The organism is Spirosoma montaniterrae (assembly GCF_001988955.1).
In the GTDB taxonomy this organism is placed as follows: domain Bacteria; phylum Bacteroidota; class Bacteroidia; order Cytophagales; family Spirosomataceae; genus Spirosoma; species Spirosoma montaniterrae.
In genome coordinates, this window is the sequence record NZ_CP014263.1 from 1,875,266 (window position 1) to 1,894,800 (window position 19,535).

General features: G+C 53.9%; 11 protein-coding genes and 1 pseudogene. 6 read left to right on the plus strand and 6 right to left on the minus strand.

What is annotated here, in order from left to right:
• Window positions 1–10: 10 nt before the first annotated feature.
• Window positions 11–1,162, minus strand: a complete 1,152-nt coding sequence (locus AWR27_RS08200) for an exo-beta-N-acetylmuramidase NamZ family protein (RefSeq protein WP_077133872.1) — start codon at window positions 1,160–1,162, stop codon at window positions 11–13.
• 242 nt (window positions 1,163–1,404) lie between these two features.
• Between AWR27_RS08200 and AWR27_RS08205 the strand changes: the two genes are divergently transcribed.
• Window positions 1,405–2,631, plus strand: a complete 1,227-nt coding sequence (locus AWR27_RS08205) for an ABC transporter permease (protein WP_077133873.1) — start codon at window positions 1,405–1,407, stop codon at window positions 2,629–2,631.
• 138 nt (window positions 2,632–2,769) lie between these two features.
• Here the strand turns inward: AWR27_RS08205 and AWR27_RS08210 are convergent, their stop codons facing one another.
• Window positions 2,770–3,633, minus strand: a complete 864-nt coding sequence (locus tag AWR27_RS08210) for a TraB/GumN family protein (RefSeq protein ID WP_077130734.1) — start codon at window positions 3,631–3,633, stop codon at window positions 2,770–2,772.
• Between the two features lie 77 nt (window positions 3,634–3,710).
• On the opposite strand from AWR27_RS08210, the pseudogene AWR27_RS25060 reads away from it, so the two are divergent.
• Window positions 3,711–7,279: pseudogene (locus AWR27_RS25060) on the plus strand (methylmalonyl-CoA mutase family protein).
• 3 nt (window positions 7,280–7,282) lie between these two features.
• Here AWR27_RS25060 and AWR27_RS25065 read toward each other — a convergent pair.
• Window positions 7,283–7,624 (minus strand): META domain-containing protein, encoded by a 342-nt coding sequence (locus AWR27_RS25065; protein ID WP_335695424.1) that lies wholly within the window; start codon window positions 7,622–7,624, stop codon window positions 7,283–7,285.
• Entirely contained in the window at window positions 7,510–8,142 is a 633-nt protein-coding gene (locus AWR27_RS25735; RefSeq protein WP_077130736.1) for a hypothetical protein, read from the minus strand. Before AWR27_RS25735 ends, AWR27_RS25065 begins: the two co-directional genes overlap by 115 nt.
• Window positions 8,143–8,250: 108 nt before the next feature.
• On the opposite strand from AWR27_RS25735, the gene AWR27_RS08235 reads away from it, so the two are divergent.
• Window positions 8,251–9,249, plus strand: a complete 999-nt coding sequence (locus AWR27_RS08235; protein WP_077130737.1) for a bile acid:sodium symporter family protein — start codon at window positions 8,251–8,253, stop codon at window positions 9,247–9,249.
• A 111-nt stretch (window positions 9,250–9,360) separates the two neighbouring features.
• Here the strand turns inward: AWR27_RS08235 and AWR27_RS08240 are convergent, their stop codons facing one another.
• Window positions 9,361–10,383: a hypothetical protein gene (locus tag AWR27_RS08240; RefSeq protein WP_077133874.1), complete on the minus strand. Its 1,023-nt coding sequence runs from the start codon at window positions 10,381–10,383 to the stop codon at window positions 9,361–9,363.
• A gap of 154 nt (window positions 10,384–10,537) precedes the next feature.
• Between AWR27_RS08240 and AWR27_RS08245 the strand changes: the two genes are divergently transcribed.
• The 3 genes from AWR27_RS08245 to AWR27_RS08255 all read left to right on the plus strand — a co-directional run bounded on the left by AWR27_RS08245 (window position 10,538) and on the right by AWR27_RS08255 (window position 15,042).
• A complete protein-coding gene (locus AWR27_RS08245; RefSeq protein WP_077130738.1) occupies window positions 10,538–12,055 on the plus strand; it encodes a sensor histidine kinase in 1,518 nt (505 codons plus the stop codon).
• A gap of 146 nt (window positions 12,056–12,201) precedes the next feature.
• Entirely contained in the window at window positions 12,202–13,602 is a 1,401-nt protein-coding gene (locus tag AWR27_RS08250; protein WP_232326008.1) for a GH1 family beta-glucosidase, read from the plus strand.
• 162 nt (window positions 13,603–13,764) lie between these two features.
• Entirely contained in the window at window positions 13,765–15,042 is a 1,278-nt protein-coding gene (locus AWR27_RS08255; protein ID WP_077130739.1) for an acetyl-CoA hydrolase/transferase family protein, read from the plus strand.
• Window positions 15,043–15,045: 3 nt separating this feature from the next.
• Here the strand turns inward: AWR27_RS08255 and AWR27_RS08260 are convergent, their stop codons facing one another.
• A complete protein-coding gene (locus tag AWR27_RS08260; protein ID WP_232326009.1) occupies window positions 15,046–18,729 on the minus strand; it encodes a T9SS type A sorting domain-containing protein in 3,684 nt (1,227 codons plus the stop codon).
• Between the last annotated feature and the right edge of the window lie 806 nt (window positions 18,730–19,535).

Sequence of the window (19,535 nt, forward strand, 5' to 3'; positions counted from 1 at the left end):
ATTTTCGCGCTCAATCTGGGTACAACAGGTACTTTTTCCGCATCACTTTGTAGGTCGTCAGACCCGTTTGCCAGCTTTTACGGATAGTCTTGGGCGATACTCCGGCCAGCAGTTGCAGCCGAAGCTGATCTGTTCCGGCCAGTCTGTCGATGTAATTTGTGGGCAGGAAAAACTTGCTTTTGTCGGTAGCACGGTTAAAAAAATCGAAGAAATAATCGAGCATCAGCCCCTGCCGCGACACGGTGATTTTCGACAAATCCAGCCCATAACACAGCTTACCTTCGAGGGGTGGGTTCATGGCACCGGGCTTATCGACGGGTGTGAACGTGAACGGGCCGTATTGGGTGTAGGGCGAACCAATTACCTGAAACTGCTTGTCGGTGCCGCGCCCTACGCTTACGGTTGTGCCCTCAAAGAAGCAGATAGACGGATAGAGCAGAATAGCCTGCTGGTTGGGCAGATTGGGCGAGGGCGGCACGGGCAGCACATAGGGCGTTTTGCGCGTGTAGCTTTTCACCGGAATCACCGTAAGGGGGCAGGTTTTACTACCCGCCAGCCAGCCTTCGCCGTTAATCATCCGGGCCAGTTCGCCCACGGTCAGGCCATGAACCACCGGAATGGGGTGCATTCCCACAAACGACTTAAACTTCGGGTCGAGTACGGGGCCGTCGATGTAGTGGCCGTTCGGGTTGGGACGGTCCAGCACCAGCAGCGGCTTATTGGTTTCGGCGCAGGCTTCCATCACATAATGCATGGTACTGATGTAGGTATAAAACCGGGTGCCCACGTCCTGTACGTCGAAAATAATGACATCGAGCGAGTCCATTTGCGCGGGCTTGGGCTTGCGGTTATCGCCATACAGCGACGTGATTCGAATCCCGGTTCGGGTATCGCGCCCGTCGCTGATGGTTTCGCCATCGGTAGCATCACCCCGGAAACCGTGTTCGGGCGCGAAAATCGTTTTGATGGTTATGCCCCGCGCCACCAAACTATCGACTAAATGCGTTTTGCCAATGCGCGACGTATGGTTTACGACCATGCCAACGCGTTTGCCGGCCAGGGTGGGCAGATAGAGATTGGTTTGGTCGGCTCCTGTTTGGAGCGACTGTGCTGTGCAGTGAACAGTTGTCAGCCAACAGCCAACAGTGAGCAACAAGAGCAGGTGTCGGTTAATAAGTTTGGCGGTTCTTCCCGGCACAGTGGGCTGGGTTACTGCGGTGTCCGTTTCAGGGACATTTGTGAACTGGTGAATCATTAGTGATGGCTTTCTGCAAAACTCTTACTTTTACGGACGATTACAAAACGAGTCAGTGAACAGGCGGCAACCAACAGCCAACAGTTGCTGCACTGATTCCGTTTGTACACATAGTACTGTTGGCTGTTCACTGTTGGCTGTTCACTGTCTTGAACGTTCCGCTTTTTTTGGCCCGCAAGGTCCGCCACGCCCCGCAGGGCAGTTTTTCGGCTACGGTAACACGGGTCGGCATTGCCAGCATCGCGCTCGGTTTAGCCGTTCTGATTGTCGCATTTGCTGTTCTGTTTGGCTTTAAAGACACCATCCGGCAAAAAATTTTCCTGTTCGGGGCGCATTTGCAGGTGGGCAAGTTCACCAATAATCTCTCGTATGAAGAATCGCCCCTGCCGCTGAACACGAAGCTGTATCAGGAACGCGACCAGATTCCCGGCATTCAGCACATGCAGGCGGTGGCTCTGAAAGCAGGCATTCTGAAAACGAAAGACGAACTGGCGGGCGTGGTCTTGAAAGGCGTTGGCCGCGATTATAACTGGGATCTCGTGCGTGAGTCGCTCGTGGCCGGTACTGTACCCGATGTTGGAGCCGACACCGGTACGGGCAGTACGCAACTGCTGCTGAGTCAGTATATGGCGAATCAGTTGCGGGTGAAGGTAGGCGATAACGTGCCGCTGTATTTTCTGGGCAATCCGCCCCGCGCCCGCCGAATGAAGGTTGTCGGCATCTACGACACGGGGCTGGAAGAAGTTGACAAAACCATTGCGCTGGGCGATATTCGGCTGATTCAGCGGCTCAATCGCTGGGGCGTCGATTCGGTGGGGAGTTACGAAATTTTCGTTACCGATTTTGAGCGGCTACCCCAGATTGAAGGCAACGTTTTCGACCGCATGGCCCCCGACATGCGCCTGACCCGCGTAACGGACCAATACCGCCCGCTCTTCGACTGGATGGTGCTACTCGACCGCAACATGGTGATTCTGCTGACGCTGATTGCCTTTGTGGCTTCGTTCAACATGGTGTCGGTATTGCTGGTGCTGATGATGGAACGCACACCAATGATTGGTCTGCTGAAAGCCCTCGGTGGCCCCGACCCGCTCATCCGGCGCATGTTTGTATACGTGGGCCTGAACATGGTTGGCTGGGGCCTGCTCATCGGCAACGTGGTTGGGCTGGGCCTGTGCTTCGTGCAGGACCGCTTCAAAGTGATTCCGCTCGACCCGAAAAATTATTACATGAACTACGTTCCAATTTCGTGGGACTGGCCCACAATTCTGGCCCTGAACGCAGGCACCATTCTGCTCATCGCGCTGGTATTGTGGCTTCCTACGTTCATCATCAACCGCATTCAGCCCGTAACGGCGATTCAATTTAAAAAATAGTCTTTGAACCGGGATTAGCCAGGATTATCAAGATTAAACAGGATTTATACGCTGCGCTTACTCGCTTAGCTGAATCTTGCAAAGCAAGATGATAAATCCTGTTTAATCTTGATAATCCTGGCTAATCCCGGTTCGGAATCATTCCACCGCCTTCACGGTATACCCTTTCTTTCTGAGGAGGCTCACGACGCCTTTTTCATTGCCGAGGTGGCCCGCGCCGAAGGCGAAGAATGTGGGCTTTTCTTTAGCGGCTTTCTCTATAACCGGAATCCAGTTGACGTTGCGTTCGGCCAGTAGTTTGTCTTCAAATTGGGTGGTGTTGCCCGCAAACTGGCTGGTTTTAATCTGACTCATCATCTTCGCCAGATCGTGCGCTTTGTAGGCCGCCAGCATTTCCATAAATTCCTTTTGCGCGGCTTCGGGCTTTTTTGCCATGTCGACCAATCCTTTCAGTTGTTCTTCCATCGGGATATTATCCAATGCGGCCAACTGTGCGTCGAGGGTTTCGAGACCCAGCACCTCTTTCTTGCTTTGCCCGGCCATCTGCGCGAAGGTCATGTCGTAGGAAGCGGGCTGGCATTTGAGCAGCGACATGTACATGAGCGACATAATGCCGATAGGCTTCATCATGCCTACCTGCGTGAGGCCCATTTTCATGTTGTCTTTCAGGTAATTATCCAGCAGCGTATAGTCGTCGGGTTTCAGGTAGTCTCTCACGGTTTTGCCGCCGGGCAGCATCATGGCTTTCATCATACCCTGCATCATGGCCGGGTCGTCCATGTCGAGTTCGAGATACACCTGCTGAGCGTCGCCGATGGCTTTTTTGGTAGCTTCGGTAATAGTCAGGTCAGTAGGACAAACGAGGTGGAAGGTGCCATACAGGTACGATGGCTGCGTAAGACCATTGCCCGACACTTCATAGAGCAGGGCGTTATCCTGCGCCTGGGCCTCGCTCAGGAGGGTTCCGGCAACCAACAGGCCGGTCATCAGTTGTTTCTTCATGCGATTGGTAAGCGTTGTTTGTTTTTTTGTAGTAAAGTTATGACGTGTACCTTTGCTTTCTGACTTTCTTCATCAATATGATTGCTCAACCCGCTAAACCCGAGTCGCTTTTGGCTCAACCTTTTCTACATAAAATCCGCATCGTTACGGCGGCTTCGCTCTTCGACGGCCACGATGCGGCCATCAATCTTATGCGTCGGCTGATGCAGGCGTCCGGGGCTGAAGTGATTCACCTCGGCCACAACCGTTCGGTAGCCGAAATTGTTGACTGCGCCATTCAGGAAGACGTACAGGGCATTGCCGTTACGAGCTATCAGGGCGGCCACCTCGAATTCTTCAAATACATGTACGACCTGTTGCACGAACGTGGCGCGGGTCATATCAAAATCTTCGGGGGCGGGGGCGGCACCATCCTCCCTTCCGAAATCAAAGAACTCCACGCCTATGGCATCGCCCGTATCTACAGCCCCGACGATGGCCGCGCCATGGGTCTGCAAGGCATGATTGACGACCTGCTGCGCCAGTGCGATTTCGAATTACCGCCACCTGTAGAGACGCGACCCTTCGCGTCTCCTTCGCGTCAGCAACAACCATCCGGGAAAGAACCATCCGGGAATGAGACGCAACATCTATCCGGGGGGAATGAGACGCAACATCTTGCGTCTCTACACAATGACATCGCGCGGCTCATCACGACCGCCGAAAACCACCCCGACCAATTCAATCATTCCATCAGTCAATCAGTCAACAAATCCACGCCCGTTCTCGGCATTACCGGCACGGGGGGCGCGGGCAAATCGTCATTAGTCGATGAATTGGTGCTGCGCTATCTGCGAACGTTTCCCGACAAAACGCTGGCGATTATTTCGGTCGATCCGTCGAAACGCAAAACGGGCGGTGCGCTGCTCGGCGACCGGATTCGGATGAATGCCATTCACAACCGCATCGGCGGCCCGGCCCGTGTGTACATGCGGTCGCTGGCAACGCGGCAGAGCAATCTGGCCCTGAGCCGCCACGTCCAGGACGCCATCGACGTGTGCAAAACCGCTGGTTTTGACCTGATTATCGTAGAAACATCGGGCATTGGGCAGTCGGACACCGAAATTACCGAACACGCCGACAAAACGTTGTACGTGATGACCGCCGAGTACGGCGCGGCTACGCAGTTGGAAAAAATCGACATGCTCGACTTTGCCGACGTCATTGCCATCAACAAATTCGACAAACGCGGCTCACTCGACGCCCTGCGCGACGTCAGAAAACAATACCGGCGCAACCACAACCGCTGGGACACGCCCGACGACGATCTGCCCATCATCGGCACCATTGCTTCGCAATTCAACGACGCAGGCATGAACGCGCTGTTTGCCCGACTGATGAGCGTATTTGGCACTGACGTACCGGCGATCAGTCTGTCTGCTATCGATAGCCGGGACGTCAGTGCCATTATCCCCCCCGACCGGACGCGCTATTTGGCTGAGATTGTGGAAGAAAGCCGCCGGTACGATCAGTTTGTGAACGAGCAAACGGCCATTGCCCGGCACTTGTATCAGTTGGATGGGGTGATGAAAATGCCCACCCCACCCCAACCCCTCCCCGTCAGGGAGGGACTAATCCATCCGGGTGCTGTTAGCCCCTCCCTGACGGGGAGGGGTTGGGGTGGGGTGGTTGATGAACTTCAGCAGCTTTACACCGACCTCGACGCCCGGCTGCACCCCGACTCCCGCGCCCTGTTGCAGCAGTGGCCGCAGATGCAGCAACGATACACGGCTGACTATTATGAGTTTACGGTGCGCGGCAAGGTGATTCGGCAACCGCTCTATACCGAAACATTGTCGCACCTGAAAATACCGAAAGTGGCCTTGCCCAAATACAGCGACTGGGGCGACGTGCTGCGGTGGCTGCTGACCGAGAACGTGCCGGGTGAGTTTCCCTACGCGGCTGGCGTGTTCCCGCTCAAGCGCGAAGGCGAAGACCCCACGCGCATGTTTGCGGGCGAAGGTGGCCCCGAACGCACCAACCGGCGGTTTCATTACGTGGCAAAAGACATGCCCGCCAAACGGCTGTCGACGGCCTTCGATTCGGTTACACTCTATGGCGAAGACCCGGCCATGCGCCCCGATATTTTCGGCAAAATCGGCAACTCCGGCGTCAGCATCTGCACCCTCGACGATGCCAAGAAACTCTACTCCGGCTTCGACCTCTGCGACCCGGCTACGTCGGTATCCATGACCATCAACGGCCCCGCGCCGATGATTTTAGCCTTCTTCCTGAATGCCGCCATCGACCAGCAGTGTGAGAAATGGCTACGCTCCCCCCTCACCCCCGGCCCTCTCCCAGAACGGGAGAGGGGAGCAGAGCTCCCGGTTTGTCTCCCCTCTCCCGTTCTGGGAGAGGGGCCGGGGGTGAGGGTACATCGCGTTACAACGGCCCCCTGCCCGATGGCAACAACGGCCTGGGTCTGCAACTGCTGGGCACTACGGGCGACAAGGTGCTGCCACGCGACGTGTATGAACAGATCAAAGCCGACACGCTACAGAAGGTGCGCGGCACGGTGCAGGCCGATATTCTGAAGGAAGATCAGGCGCAGAATACCTGCATTTTCTCGACTGAGTTTGCCCTCCGCATGATGGGCGACATTCAGCAATATTTCACCGACAACCGGGTGCAGAATTTTTACTCGGTGTCGATTTCGGGGTATCACATTGCCGAAGCGGGCGCGAACCCGATTTCGCAGTTGGCTTTTACGCTTTCCAATGGCTTTACGTTCGTAGAATACTACCTGAGCCGGGGAATGCACATCGATGATTTCGCGCCGAATCTGTCGTTCTTTTTCTCGAATGGCATGGACCCCGAATACACGGTGCTGGGCCGGGTGGCGCGTCGGATCTGGGCGAAGGCGATGAAAAACAAATACCGGGCCAACGAGCGCAGTCAGAAGCTGAAGTATCACATCCAGACGTCGGGGCGGAGTTTGCACGCGCAGGAGATTGCCTTCAACGATATTCGTACCACGTTGCAGGCCCTGCTGGCAATCTACGATAACACCAACTCGCTGCATACCAACGCCTACGACGAAGCTATTACGACGCCCACCGAAGAATCGGTTCGGCGGGCGATGGCGATTCAGTTGATTATAAACCGCGAGTTTGGGCTGACCAAAAACGAAAACCCGCTGCAAGGCTCGTTTGTGGTTGAGGAACTGACCGATCTGGTCGAAGAAGCTGTTTATCAGGAATTTCTGGCTCTCAACGAGCGGGGCGGTGTACTGGGCGCAATGGAACGGATGTACCAGCGCAGCAAAATTCAGGAAGAGTCGATGTATTACGAGACGCTGAAACACAACGGCGACCTGCCCATCGTGGGCGTCAACACCTTCCTCGACCCGAACGGTTCGCCCACTATTGTTCCCGCCGAAGTCATTCGCAGCACCGACGACGAAAAACGGTATCAGGTCGAAAATTGCCGGGCTTTTCAGGAGCGTAATCGCGAAGCCGCAGCGACGGCATTACATCAGTTGCAGGCAGCGGCACTGGCCGGAGGTAACATTTTTGAGAGCTTGATGGAAGCCGCTAAAGTGTGTTCGCTGGGGCAGATGAGCCACGCGCTTTATGCCGTAGGCGGGCAGTACCGCCGGAATATGTAGTAGCTACGTCCTTCGTAACGTCATCACATACTGACCATCGACCAGCAGCGTCAGGCGGTTTTGACTGACCCGAAATAGCGACACCTGCCGCAGCGCGTCTACGAAGCTGGTTTCAAACGGGTTCGCCGGGCGCGGGTTGGTTTTCGGGTCGATGGTCAGTTGGTCGGCGTTGGCGCGGATGTCGCCTTTGAGTTTGCTCCAGCCGGTTGAGCCGGTCAGCTTACCGGTTTTCAGGTCAAATTCCAGCGTGGGCAGCATTTTGTCGCCGAATTGTTCGGGGCGAAGGCGTTGCCCGCGAAACGTTTCGAGTGTCCAGATGCCGTTGAGCCGGTGGCTGGCGTGCAGAAACGCCCCGCCCCCACATACTGCCGGGCGTTGGCTTCTACCCGAACGGTGTAGGCATAATCGCGTTTCGTCAGCGGGTCGCGGTAGGTTGTGGGTTCTATGGAAACAACTAATTTGCGTTTACCCGTTGAACTACGCTGGCTCACGTTTTTGCGCCGACTGGCCGACGCCAGCACCGGCTCTGCCTGCGCGTCGAGTAGCACGCCCATGCCCCGGCTGCTGGGTTTCGGCTTGGGCACAGGCACGAGCAGTTCGTAGCCATCGGACGCCTGAAACTGTATTTGTTTAGCGAAGTCAATATCGAGTTGCCAGGCCAGCGCACCCGTTTTGGCCGGGCTGCTGCCAACGGCTACAAAATCAATACCTTGCCGCCGTTTGTTGGCCCAGTCGTTGCTTAATACTGGCTGCTTTTCAGCCTGTTTCGGCGTTTTCGACAGCGGTTGAATCGCGCGGTGGCAGCTCAGGTTAAGCAGCACCAGTATCGGCAAGAGCCAGCCGTTGCGCCCCTGGAATGTCATAAAAAGATAGTCTGGATAAAGCCGTATCGCTTATTGTAACGTTTTGCTTTACCAAAATAGTGTAGCTTTTCGACCAAACGAAATCCTGCGTAGTCGGTTACTTAACCTATGGTGAAATCATCATTTACAGCACTGCTGGCCCGTGTGGGCTTAGATTGGTTTATTCTGGCCCTGCTCGGCATGGTTGGTCTGGCAAAACTATGGCCCGGCCCCGGCATTCTGGAGGGGCCGCTGTCGGTATCGGCACTGGCGGGCTATGGCGTCTCGCTGATCTTCTTTTTCTATGGGCTAAAACTTAATTTCGGGCAGCTACGGGCGGGTTTGCGCAATTACCGGCTGCACCTGCTGATTCACCTGACCACGTTTGTGCTGTTTCCGGTGGTGGTGCTGCTGGCCCGCTATCTGTTTCAAACGCCCGCTACCGAACTGCTCTGGCTCGGCATTTTTTACGTAGCTGCGCTGCCGTCCACCGTTTCGTCGTCGGTGGTGATGGTGTCTATTGCGGGGGGCAACTTGCCAGCGGCCATCTTCAACGCCAGCATTTCGAGCCTGATCGGCGTGTTTATTACGCCCCTCTGGATGAGCTACTTACTTACCACTACCGATGGTTCTTATGACCTCGGCGGTGTAATTGGCAAATTAACCCTGCAAGTTATTGTACCGGTGCTGCTGGGGCTATTGCTCAACCAACGCTTTGGCTGGTTTGCCAGCCGCTACAAAACACACCTGCGTTATTTCGACCAGTTTACGATTCTGCTGATCGTTTACACATCGTTTTCAGAGTCGTTTTCGCGTAACCTCTTTGCCGGGTATTCGGTTCGCGACCTGATGGTGCTGTCGGGATTGATGCTCGGCCTGTTTTTTCTGATCTACGGATTTATCTGGCTCGGAAGTCGCCTGTTGGGGTTCAACCGCGAAGACCGCATTACCGCTCTGTTCTGCGGCTCCAAAAAGTCGTTGGTGCAGGGAAGCGTAATGGCGAACGTACTGTTTCCGGTCAGCGTTGCGGGTATTGCCCTGCTGCCCATCATGGTCTATCATGCGCTTCAACTGATTGTAGCCAGTATGCTGGCACAGCGAATGGCCCAACAAGGGTTGAGTGGTTGAATGGTTGAATGGTTGAGTGATTGAATGATTGAATGATGGAATGGGGTGCTGAGGTAGTAGCCCCCATTCAACCATTCCATCATTCAATCATTCCATCATTCAATCATTCAATTAGTGCTGGCTGACGAGTTCCAGACTTTGCCACACGACATCGCCCATTGTGTGGCAGTGGTCGAACTGGCGGGTGCGGTAGTGTCGGTTCAAAGCCTGACTCAGTTGCCCGACATTCGTTGCCGGGGCAATTTGATCCTGACGCATGGCCGTCATGAGATCGCCGGTGCGGGTTTGCTCCACGCGCAGCCGCCCGGCCATCAGCGACCGTTCTTCAATCTGATACTGCCGCACACTTTCGGGCGTCAGATACTGCGTGCCGAGGTCGATGATGGGCTGGTTTTGCCGGTAATACTGCGGCATATAAACCGATTTGCGGCCTTCATATGATTGCTGATCGAAGTCGATGGCCCGGATGCGGTAGTAAACTTCATCGAAATCGGGGGTAATATCGACCACAAAATTGCTGGAATGCATATCGCCGAGCAGCCGCACAAAACAGCGTTCGTTGAACTTTATAAACTCTTTGCTCAACCGAATCGGGTTCATGTCGGCATCGCGCATTTGCTGGTCGAAGAACATATCGCCCGGCACGCCCGCAATGTGTTCTTCGATGAGCGTTTGCCCGCTGGTGAGGTAGCTGATGCGATTGGGCGACAGAATATGCTCTAACTCAAGGCCATAAATACGCGACGCGTCGGCATTCTTGATGTAGAAATAGTCGAAATTGTCGTTCACCTTGTTACGTATCCGCACCCGAAACGGGCGCGTATTACCATACAGGCACAAGTCTACGCGGTCGATGGTCAGGTGGCCCGTTACCGACATATCGCCGTCGGCTTTCAGTATCGCATAGATCGTTTTGAGTGCCAGTAGAATATCATCGGTTTCGATAGCCGGGTAATAAACTGTTTCCCAGAGCGTATCACGGTCGCGTTTGTCGTAGAGCGTGGCCGAGTTGTCGTACCGCAGCAGGTCGGCGTACTGAATAGGCAGCGTATGTTCGCGGTTGTACTGTTGCAGATACGACCGTAACGGCCCGCTGATTGGGTACGTCAGTTTTTTCTTTGAAATAATAGGCATGGTCAACTCCAGAATGGCGCGTGGGTAAAGATAAGTGCTGACCCGACGAGGCCAACCACCGTGGGTATATTTGCTTATTTTAGTAGCTTTGCCTGCTATCATATATTACCGTACTCAACCGGTTATGATGTCTACTTCTACATCAGCGGAACAGATGCTCCGCAGGTTACTCAACGACTCGCCGGTAGGCATGTTTATTGCCAATGCCGTGCGCGACGAAACAGGTCAGCTTATCGATTTTCGATACGCAGCCGTTAACTATAAAATTGCCGACATCACCGGCCTCACCGACGTGCGGCAACTGGAAGGGCGGCTTATGAGCGAGGTTCTTCCGGGCTCAGTTCACCCGAGCAATTCTTTCAACCGCATCAAAGAGGTACTTGAACGTCGTGAATCCGTTACGTTTGAGACGCAGTATACGAACCAACTAAGCCAGAACGGCTGGTATCGAATCACTATCACCCCTCACGATGACAGCGTTACGGTCATAATCGTCGACATCACCGATATTAAGCAAACCGAGCAACAACAGCAGGCCGAACGGCTTGTGCGCCTTTTAGATTGTTTACCAATTGCTGTCTTTGTTTCAGAAGCGGTTTATGACTACAGCAAACCGGAGCAGATTATAGATTTCGTGATTCGGGACGTCAATATGCTGGGGGCGCAGCCGCATGGTATACTACGTGAGCAGATTGTTGGTTATCGGGCATCGGAACTGTTTCCCAACGACCGACGGAATGGCATTTTCGAGCGATACGTTGCCGTTATTCACAATCAGCAGGCGCAAACATTTGAGTTCGATTACGTGGCCGCCGATGGCGTTCGACGCTGGCTCGACATTCGGTTAGCCCCCTTCGATACGTCGTCGGTGGTGTCAACTACGCTCGATATTACCCCCATCAAGCAGGCGCAGGTGTCGCTCGAAGTCATGAACGACGAACTCCGACGCTCGAACGAAAATCTCCAGCAGTTTGCCTACGTTGCCAGTCACGATTTGCAGGAACCGCTTCGCAAAGTGCAGTCATTCGGCGATTTACTGCTGAGCCAATATGCCGACCAGATTGATGCCGACGGAATCGATCTGGTTCAGCGGATGCAATCGGCGGCCAATCGCATGTCGGTTCTTATCAAAGACCTGCTCACTTATTCACGACTGGCAACACAGCAGGAAACATCTGAACCCCAATCACTTAATAAGCTGATTACCACTGTGCTCGATGATCTCGATTTAGTTATTCGGGAGTCGTCGGCAGCGGTCTACGTAGAGGAGTTGCCAACCATTACGGGCGATGCGGGGCAACTTCGGCAACTCTTTCAGAACCTGATTGGCAATGCACTCAAGTTTCGAAAACCGAACCAGTCGCCGGTAATTTCCATTACCCACCGTCGATCCGGCCCTGATAATCTGCCAATGCATGTCTCTCTATCAGGCAAAAAAACAGGCCGGTTTTACTGGGAAATCTGCGTAACCGACAATGGCATTGGCTTCGACGAGAAATATACCGACCGTATTTTTCAGGTCTTTCAGCGGCTTCACAGCAAATCACATTATGCCGGTACGGGTATCGGGCTGGCAATCTGCCAGAAGGTAGCTGAAAACCACGGCGGCTTTATCAGGGCCAGTAGTAAGCCCGGCGAAGGAGCTACGTTCCGTGTGTTTCTACCTGCCTGAAACACCGCCGATTTCCGTAAGTTCCGTAAGGGGGCGAATTAATTCGCCCCCTTACGGAACTCACGGAAATCGCTGTTAAGTTTTTGTTACGCCTAAACCCATCGGGCCATTTTAGGTGTTATTAATGAATAGTTACTTATTCTGCTTTGTCGATACCTATTACGTCGCCCGGATCACATGCATCCGGCCCACGGCTGTCCCGCTCCGATTTTGGCCCCGATTTTGTTTGGGGGACCGCCACAGCCGCCTACCAGATTGAAGGTGCCACCGACCGCGACGGACGCGGGGCGTCAATCTGGGACACGTTCTGTAAACAGAAAGGCAAAATCAAAACCGGCGAACATGCCGATACTGCCTGCGAATTCTACGACCGCTACGAATCCGACCTGCATCTGCACAAAGCACTCGGTTTCGAGAACTTTCGCTTCTCGATTTCGTGGTCGCGTGTGCTGCCCGACGGCCTGTCGCCCCTGCGCGGAGGGCGCATCAACGAAGCGGGGCTTGCTTTTTATAACCAACTGATCGACCACTGTTTATCCTTGGGAATCACGCCCTGGATTACGCTATACCACTGGGATTTGCCGCAGGCACTGGAAGACCGGGGCGGCTGGGCCAACCGCGAAATTGTGTACTGGTTTGCCGACTTTGCCGACCTCTGTACCCGCGCCTTTGGGCACAAGGTGAAGCACTGGATTATTCTGAACGAACCGCTGGCGTCGTCGGTGCTGGGCTATTTTACGGGTCAGCACGCCCCCGGTCGGCGCAGTTTTCGGAGTCTGTTACCAGTCATTCACCACACGGCACTGGCGCAGGCCGAGGGCGGACGGATGGTGCGGCAGAATATTCCTGACGCACAAATTGGCACCACCTTTTCGTGTTCGCCCGTGGAGCCGTTTTCCTCGTCAAAAGGCGACCGCGAGGCAGCCGCCCGCGTCGATGCGCTGCTCAACCGGCTGTACATCGAACCCGCACTGGGACTGGGCTACCCAACGCAGGAGTTACCCTTTCTGGCCGACATTCCCAAAAAAGTAGCCAAACCCGGCGATATGGAGCGGTTGGTGTTCAACTTTGATTTCATTGGTTTGCAACACTACTTCCGGGCCGTGGTCGAACAGTCGTATTTTATGCCTTACCTGTGGGCCAGGGAAGTTTCTCCGCTTCAGCGTCGGGTGCAAACCATTACGGAGATGGGCTGGGAGGTGTATCCCGAAAGCATGTACCGCATTATTCAGCAGTTTTCGCAGTACGACGGCGTTCGGAATATTTACATCACCGAAAGTGGAGCCGCCTTCTACGACAGCGTTCAGCAAGGTATTGTCAACGACTCGGCCCGGCTCGATTATCACCAGAACTACCTGCAAAACGTGTTGCGGGCCAAACAGGAAGGTTTACCCGTATCGGGCTATTTTGTCTGGACATTCATGGATAATTTTGAATGGGCCGAAGGCTACCGTCCCCGCTTCGGGCTGGTCTACGTCGATTTCCGAACGCAGCAACGCATCGTCAAAGCATCGGGCCGCTGGTTTCAGGAATTGTTGATAGAATGATTGAGTGGTTGAATGATTGAATGATGGAATGATTGAATGGGGTGCAGAGGTAGTAGCCCTCATTCAATCATTCCATCATTCAATCATTCAACCACTCAATCACTCTATTATTCAATCATTCTATCATTCAACCACTCAACCATAATTACCCCCTTTCTCCCCATGACTCTCCCCTTCACTACTGCTACCGAGGCTGTTTCGGCCATCCAGTCGGGCAACCGGGTGTTTATTCATAGTGTGGCCCAAACTCCGCACGTACTTATTCGGGCAATGGTCGATCAGGCCGACCGCCTGCGCGACGTTGAACTGTGCCACATCCATACCGAAGGCCCTCTGCCCTACTTAGACGCAGCTTTGCAGGAAAGTTTTCATCCGAATGCGTTTTTCATCGGGGCCAACATGCGGAAACAGTTGGCGCAGGGCATTGGCGATTACGTGCCGGTGTTTCTGAGCGAAGTGCCGCTGCTCTTTAGCCGGAAAGTGTTACCCATCGACGTGGCTCTGATTCAGGTGTCGCCCCCCGACGCGCACGGGTACTGTTCGCTCGGTCCGTCGGTCGATGTTTCGCTGGCGGCCATTCGGTCGGCCAAGTATGTGATTGCTCAGGTGAACCCGCGTGTGCCGCGTACTCACGGCGACGGTCTGATTCCGGTCTCGATGCTTCATGCTGCGGTGGAGGTCGATGAGCCGTTGTACGAGGTACTGCCGGGCGCAATCAGCGAGCAGGACCGGAAAATCGGACAGTACGTAGCCAGTTTGGTAGAAGACGGAGCCACGCTGCAACTCGGCATCGGCGGCATCCCAAACGCTACCCTGGCCGAACTGATTCACCACAAAGGCTTAGGCATTCATACCGAAATGTTTACCGACGGCATCATCGACCTTGTCGAACGGGGTGTAATCACGGGCGAACACAAAACTGTATTGCCCTATCGGATTGTGTCGGCTTTCGTGATGGGCAGTCAGCGCGTCTATGATTTCATTGACGACAACCCCAGCGTGGCGATGAAACAGGCCAGCTACACCAACGACACGGCCATTATCCGGCGCAACCCCAAAGTCACGGCCATCAACTCGGCCATTGAAATCGACCTGACGGGTCAGGTGTGCGCCGACACTATCGGCACCATGCAGTACTCGGGCGTGGGCGGGCAGATGGATTTTGTGCGGGGCGCGTCGCTGTCGGAAGGCGGCAAACCAATTATTGCGCTGCCGTCGGTGACGAGCAAGGGGCTAAGCAAAATCGTGCCGTTTCTAAAAGAAGGCGCGGGCGTAACCACCACCCGCGCCCACGTGCATTACATTGTGACCGAATACGGCATTGCTGATTTGTATGGCCGCAACCTCCGCCAACGCGCCCGTTCCCTGATCAACATCGCCCACCCCGACCACCGCGAAGCCCTCGAACGTCAGGCCCACGAGCGGTTCGGGCGTTTGTGAAAGTTAGAGTTTGAGGACGCGTTTAGTAGCTGTTTTATCGCCTACCCGGATGCGAAGCAGGTACGCTCCTGCTGCTTGCTGATCGAGCGGCAACGTAGTTGTTTCGCGCCGGATGTCTGTCCGCAAAATCGCCCGCCCACTGGCGTCAAGCAGTTCTGCATAAGCCGACTGCGTAGCCGAAAGCCCACGCACCGCTACGGTCAGTGCCGAGGTGGCTGGCACTGGATAAACCGAAAGGCTTTCGGCCAGTGTTGGGTCGTCAACGCCCAGCAACGGCGATACAGTGATCACAATCAAGTTTTTATTGATAGCGTTGTTGCCGCAGACATTGCTTACGCCTGTCAGATAGTAGGCTGTGGTCCTTAGCGGCATCACGTCAAACTGGTAGGGGTTTACGTCGGTCTGAACCGAGCGAATTTCGCCTGTTCCCGTAGCCGAACTATCGCGGTAAGAAAATATCCAGGGCGCATCGCCCGTTAGTGCAACGGATAGTTTGGCCGTTTCGCCTTCGTAAATTGACTGCGTACCTGTTAAGGTAGCTGTAGCAATCGGTCTGACAGTCAGGCGGGTTGGGCTTATAGTACCATAAATCGGAATTTTCGGGTTGGTTGCCATGACCCGAACCCAGTACGTTCCGGTCGCTACTGTTGTTGGCATTATGCCCGTTATCCGCCCGTTTAATGCAATAGCATTTGCCATATCCATAAAATTGGCCCTATTTGAATCAGAATCAACTTTAGCTAATTGCAATTTGAAAATACTGCCCGGATTAAACGACCCGGTAGTGGTATAGTCGATTGCTACACTGGTTCCAACACAAACTGAGTTCGACACCGAAGCCAGCGTTTGAATCGTAGGTATCAACACCGTTATGGTAGCACTACCTAACGCTTGCCCTACTCCACACCGGTTTGTTACTTCCACAACCTGATAGGTCGTTGTGCGTTCGGGCAAAACCAAAATCGTTGTGTCTTTGGTAGCCGTTCCGGTAATTTCCGCAGATAGCCGATAACGGTAAGGACCGACACCAGCAAAGGTCAGTTTTAGGGGTACTTCCAGCCCCAGATTAGTTGTTGCGCTTCCGCCAACAGCAAGCGACGGCGTCGTTTGCACAAAAACCCGAATGACAACCCGTGGGCTTTCGCAGCCGTTGTTCCCGGTTTGCGTGACGTAATACACATTCCCATCTGCATTCGAGGTAGGCGTTGATGTAGATGGTACGGGCGCATTGGCTGATGTGGCTCCGCTCGGGTCGGTCCATTTCAGATTCGTACCTGTGGCGTCAAGTGGTTGGGCCGTAGTACCCTGGCATAATTCGAGGGTGGTCTTCGGCACGATTGGCGTGGGCGTGGTCAGCACATTGACCGACAGCGTTGCGCGTGGCCCCTCGCAACCATCAACCGTTTGCGACACCTGATAGCTAAAGGCAGCTCCTTTTTCGGTGTTGATGATGGGCGTTTCGTTAAATCGATTTCCCTCCGGGTTGTACCATTTGAGATCGACTCCGGTAGCCGTTACTGGCTCAGGTTTGGCGAACTGGCAAATATCGCGTTGTGTAACACCCGGCGCAGGCGGCAATGGTTTCACCGTGGCAGTGAGCGTAGCGCGTGGCCCTTCGCAGCCGTCGAGCGTTTGGCTCACGTAATAAGTAGTCTGGCCTGACTGGTTTGTATTAATAGTAGGGGCCATACCCGCTCCCGTTCCGCCCGTGTTGGTGGTGTACCAAAGCAAGTTCTGCCCCGATGCAGTTACTGTTTGTGCATTTGCGTTTTGGCAAACTGTCACTGCCGAAGTTCCCGGTGCACCGGGGGTGGGCTTCGTAGTAATTTTAATGTCGACGCGCCCACTTTCACAATTCTCAACGGTTTGGGTCACGAAATAACTTACCGTACCGGGCGTGTCGGTCGAAGGAGTCGGGGCTGTATCGCTGCGTTTTCCGCTTGCATCATACCATGTCAACGCATTACCCGTGGCTTTCAGCGCGGTAGCAGCGTCTTTCTGGCAGTAGCTGTAAGCCGTAATGGCACTGGGCAAAGTAGGCGCAGGAGTTATTTTCACGGTAAAGCTACTCCGCCCGCCCTCGCAGCCGTTGATGCTCTGGCTAACATAATATGTAAAACTGCCCGGCTCTTTTGTATCGGGCGTAACGGTACTTCCCATCGATGCTCCCCCCGATGCATCACGATACCATTTTAGGTTCTGCCCGGTAGCCACAACCGGCAGAGCCTGCGTATACTGGCAATATGGCCCAGCCGGTTCAACTTTCGGCAAATCAGGCGTTGCATAGACCGTCACGGGCAAAACCGCCCGTCGACTCTCACAGCCATCTAACGACTGACTGACGTAATAGCTGTTCTGGCTGGCCTGTGACGTACTGACGACGGGAGCCGCAACCGAGCCAGTGCCACCCTCCTGGCTGTTGTACCAAAGCAGGTTTTGGCCCGTTGCCCGCAACACCGGAGCCGTTTCCTGCTGGCAAGCCGTTACGGGCGATGCGTCGGGAGCGGCTGGCGTGGGTTTAATGACAACCTCGATAGACGTTCGCTCACTTTCGCAATCGTTTAGTTGCTGGGCTACATAGTAGTTGAGTGTTCCGGCATTAGCGGTTTCGGGTGTCGATGCCACAGTTGAACCTTTACCGCCCGTTGCACTCGTGCCATACCAAACCAATGACGCCCCGCTGGTTGCCGACGCATTCAGCGGTTCAGCTTTTTGTCCCTGACACCACGAGAGCGATTTTACGGAAGCGGTAGCTTTATCAGGTCGTGGTTTTATCGTAACAACCAACTGATTATGTGGATTTAAGCTGGCTGGGCAACCGTCTAAATAGGTCATGAACCCTAAAGTAGCCGTGCCTGCCTTATCAGTTTTCGGAGTTGGAGAATTAGTAGAGGTCTCCAGATCAATATCGCCTGACAGTTTAATTACACTCAACGTGATATTGGCTGGTAGCGGCTTTACGCCATACTCAACAATTGGCTTTGCCTGACTACCCACGCAGTATTCGATCTTACCCCAAAGACTATTCACACTACTATACACATTAATCGGTTCGGCATAAACGTTGGCTTTAGGCTTAATAATCAACCTAACTTCGCTGCTTCGGCTTTCGCAGCCATTCAACACCTGCGTAACCCGGTAAATGGTTGTGCTGGGAAAACCGGGCTTGGGAACTACAAACGAGCTAAGCGACCGATCAACATACTGAGCCGGGCGACCAGCTTCGTCGTATAGTTTTGTAACGGCATCTGCCGAACTGGCCGTTACCGATATGAGACTGGTGATATTATTTGACCCGTCGGCCTTCTGACAGTTGACAACTTCAGGCAGCACAGTTGGTGCATTGGGTGCTTTTTTTACTTCTACCGTAATTTCAGCCCGTTCACCTTCGCAATCGTTAACCCTCTGAGCCACATAGTATTTGAACGTTCCAGCGTTAGTAGTTGCCGGGCGCGACGCATTTGCCGACCCGGTGCCACCCGTTGCATCGGTGCCATACCATACTAACGAGGCTTCGCTTGCTGTGACCGACGCGCTAAGTGGGTCACTTGTCTGATACTGGCACAGCGAAACGGTGCTTGCCGGAACCGCTGGTTTGACAGGTCGAGCCGTAACATTGACGAAAAGAGTTGTTCGTGTTGTCGGTTCACTATTGCATCCTCGCTGGTCATTGGAGATAAACCTCATTGTATAGGTAGTTGACCCAGGATTCTTGGTATCAGGTACCGGAGGTTCCATAGTGATGTTCTGGTCACGTTCATAAGCCACTCTGTAGTTTTCAGGAGCAGGACCGTGTCCATTTTGGTTGAGCGGGAGAGCTACATCATTTTGACAGTATGAAAGTCTGCCATGCAATCCTCCTATCGGATTAGCTGGTGAAGGACCGCTCCCAGGTTTATAGAGTGTTCTCAGGACAATAGGCACTTTCTCGCTCTCACACCCATCCACCGTTTGTGTGGCGTAGTATGTGGTTTCATTCACAGGATACACGAAAGCGGGCGTATTGTAATAAGGTTTTGTAAGCTCAAAATTCCCAGCGTGAGCTATATAATTGCCTACCGCTTCGCCACTCTGATTATACAGTTTTGGGATAGCACCCTGAATTGTAGGAACCATAATCCAAGCGGTTAACTCATTCATCGAGCCACCCCCTCTACGTTCACAAGTGGTTTGAACAAAATTAGGCTTTGGCGCAGCCGGTTTTGCTTTGATAGTCAGCACAGTTGGACTTGGCGTACCAATCACTGCCGGGCTGCTTGACACAACGCGAACCCGGTAGGTTGTTCCAGCCGCATGACTAGCTGGAATATTGGCAACAATAGTAAATAGATTCTTCTTACTATCGTATATGAGCGACTTTCTTTCAAGATTTTTGTAGTCCCCCCCATCTGAAAGTTGCACTGTAAAAACGTTGTCTGAGCCATAAGACAGCCCGGCATTAAAAGGTACAGTGAGTGGCGAACCGGGACACACCGATTCTACTGGAAGTTCTA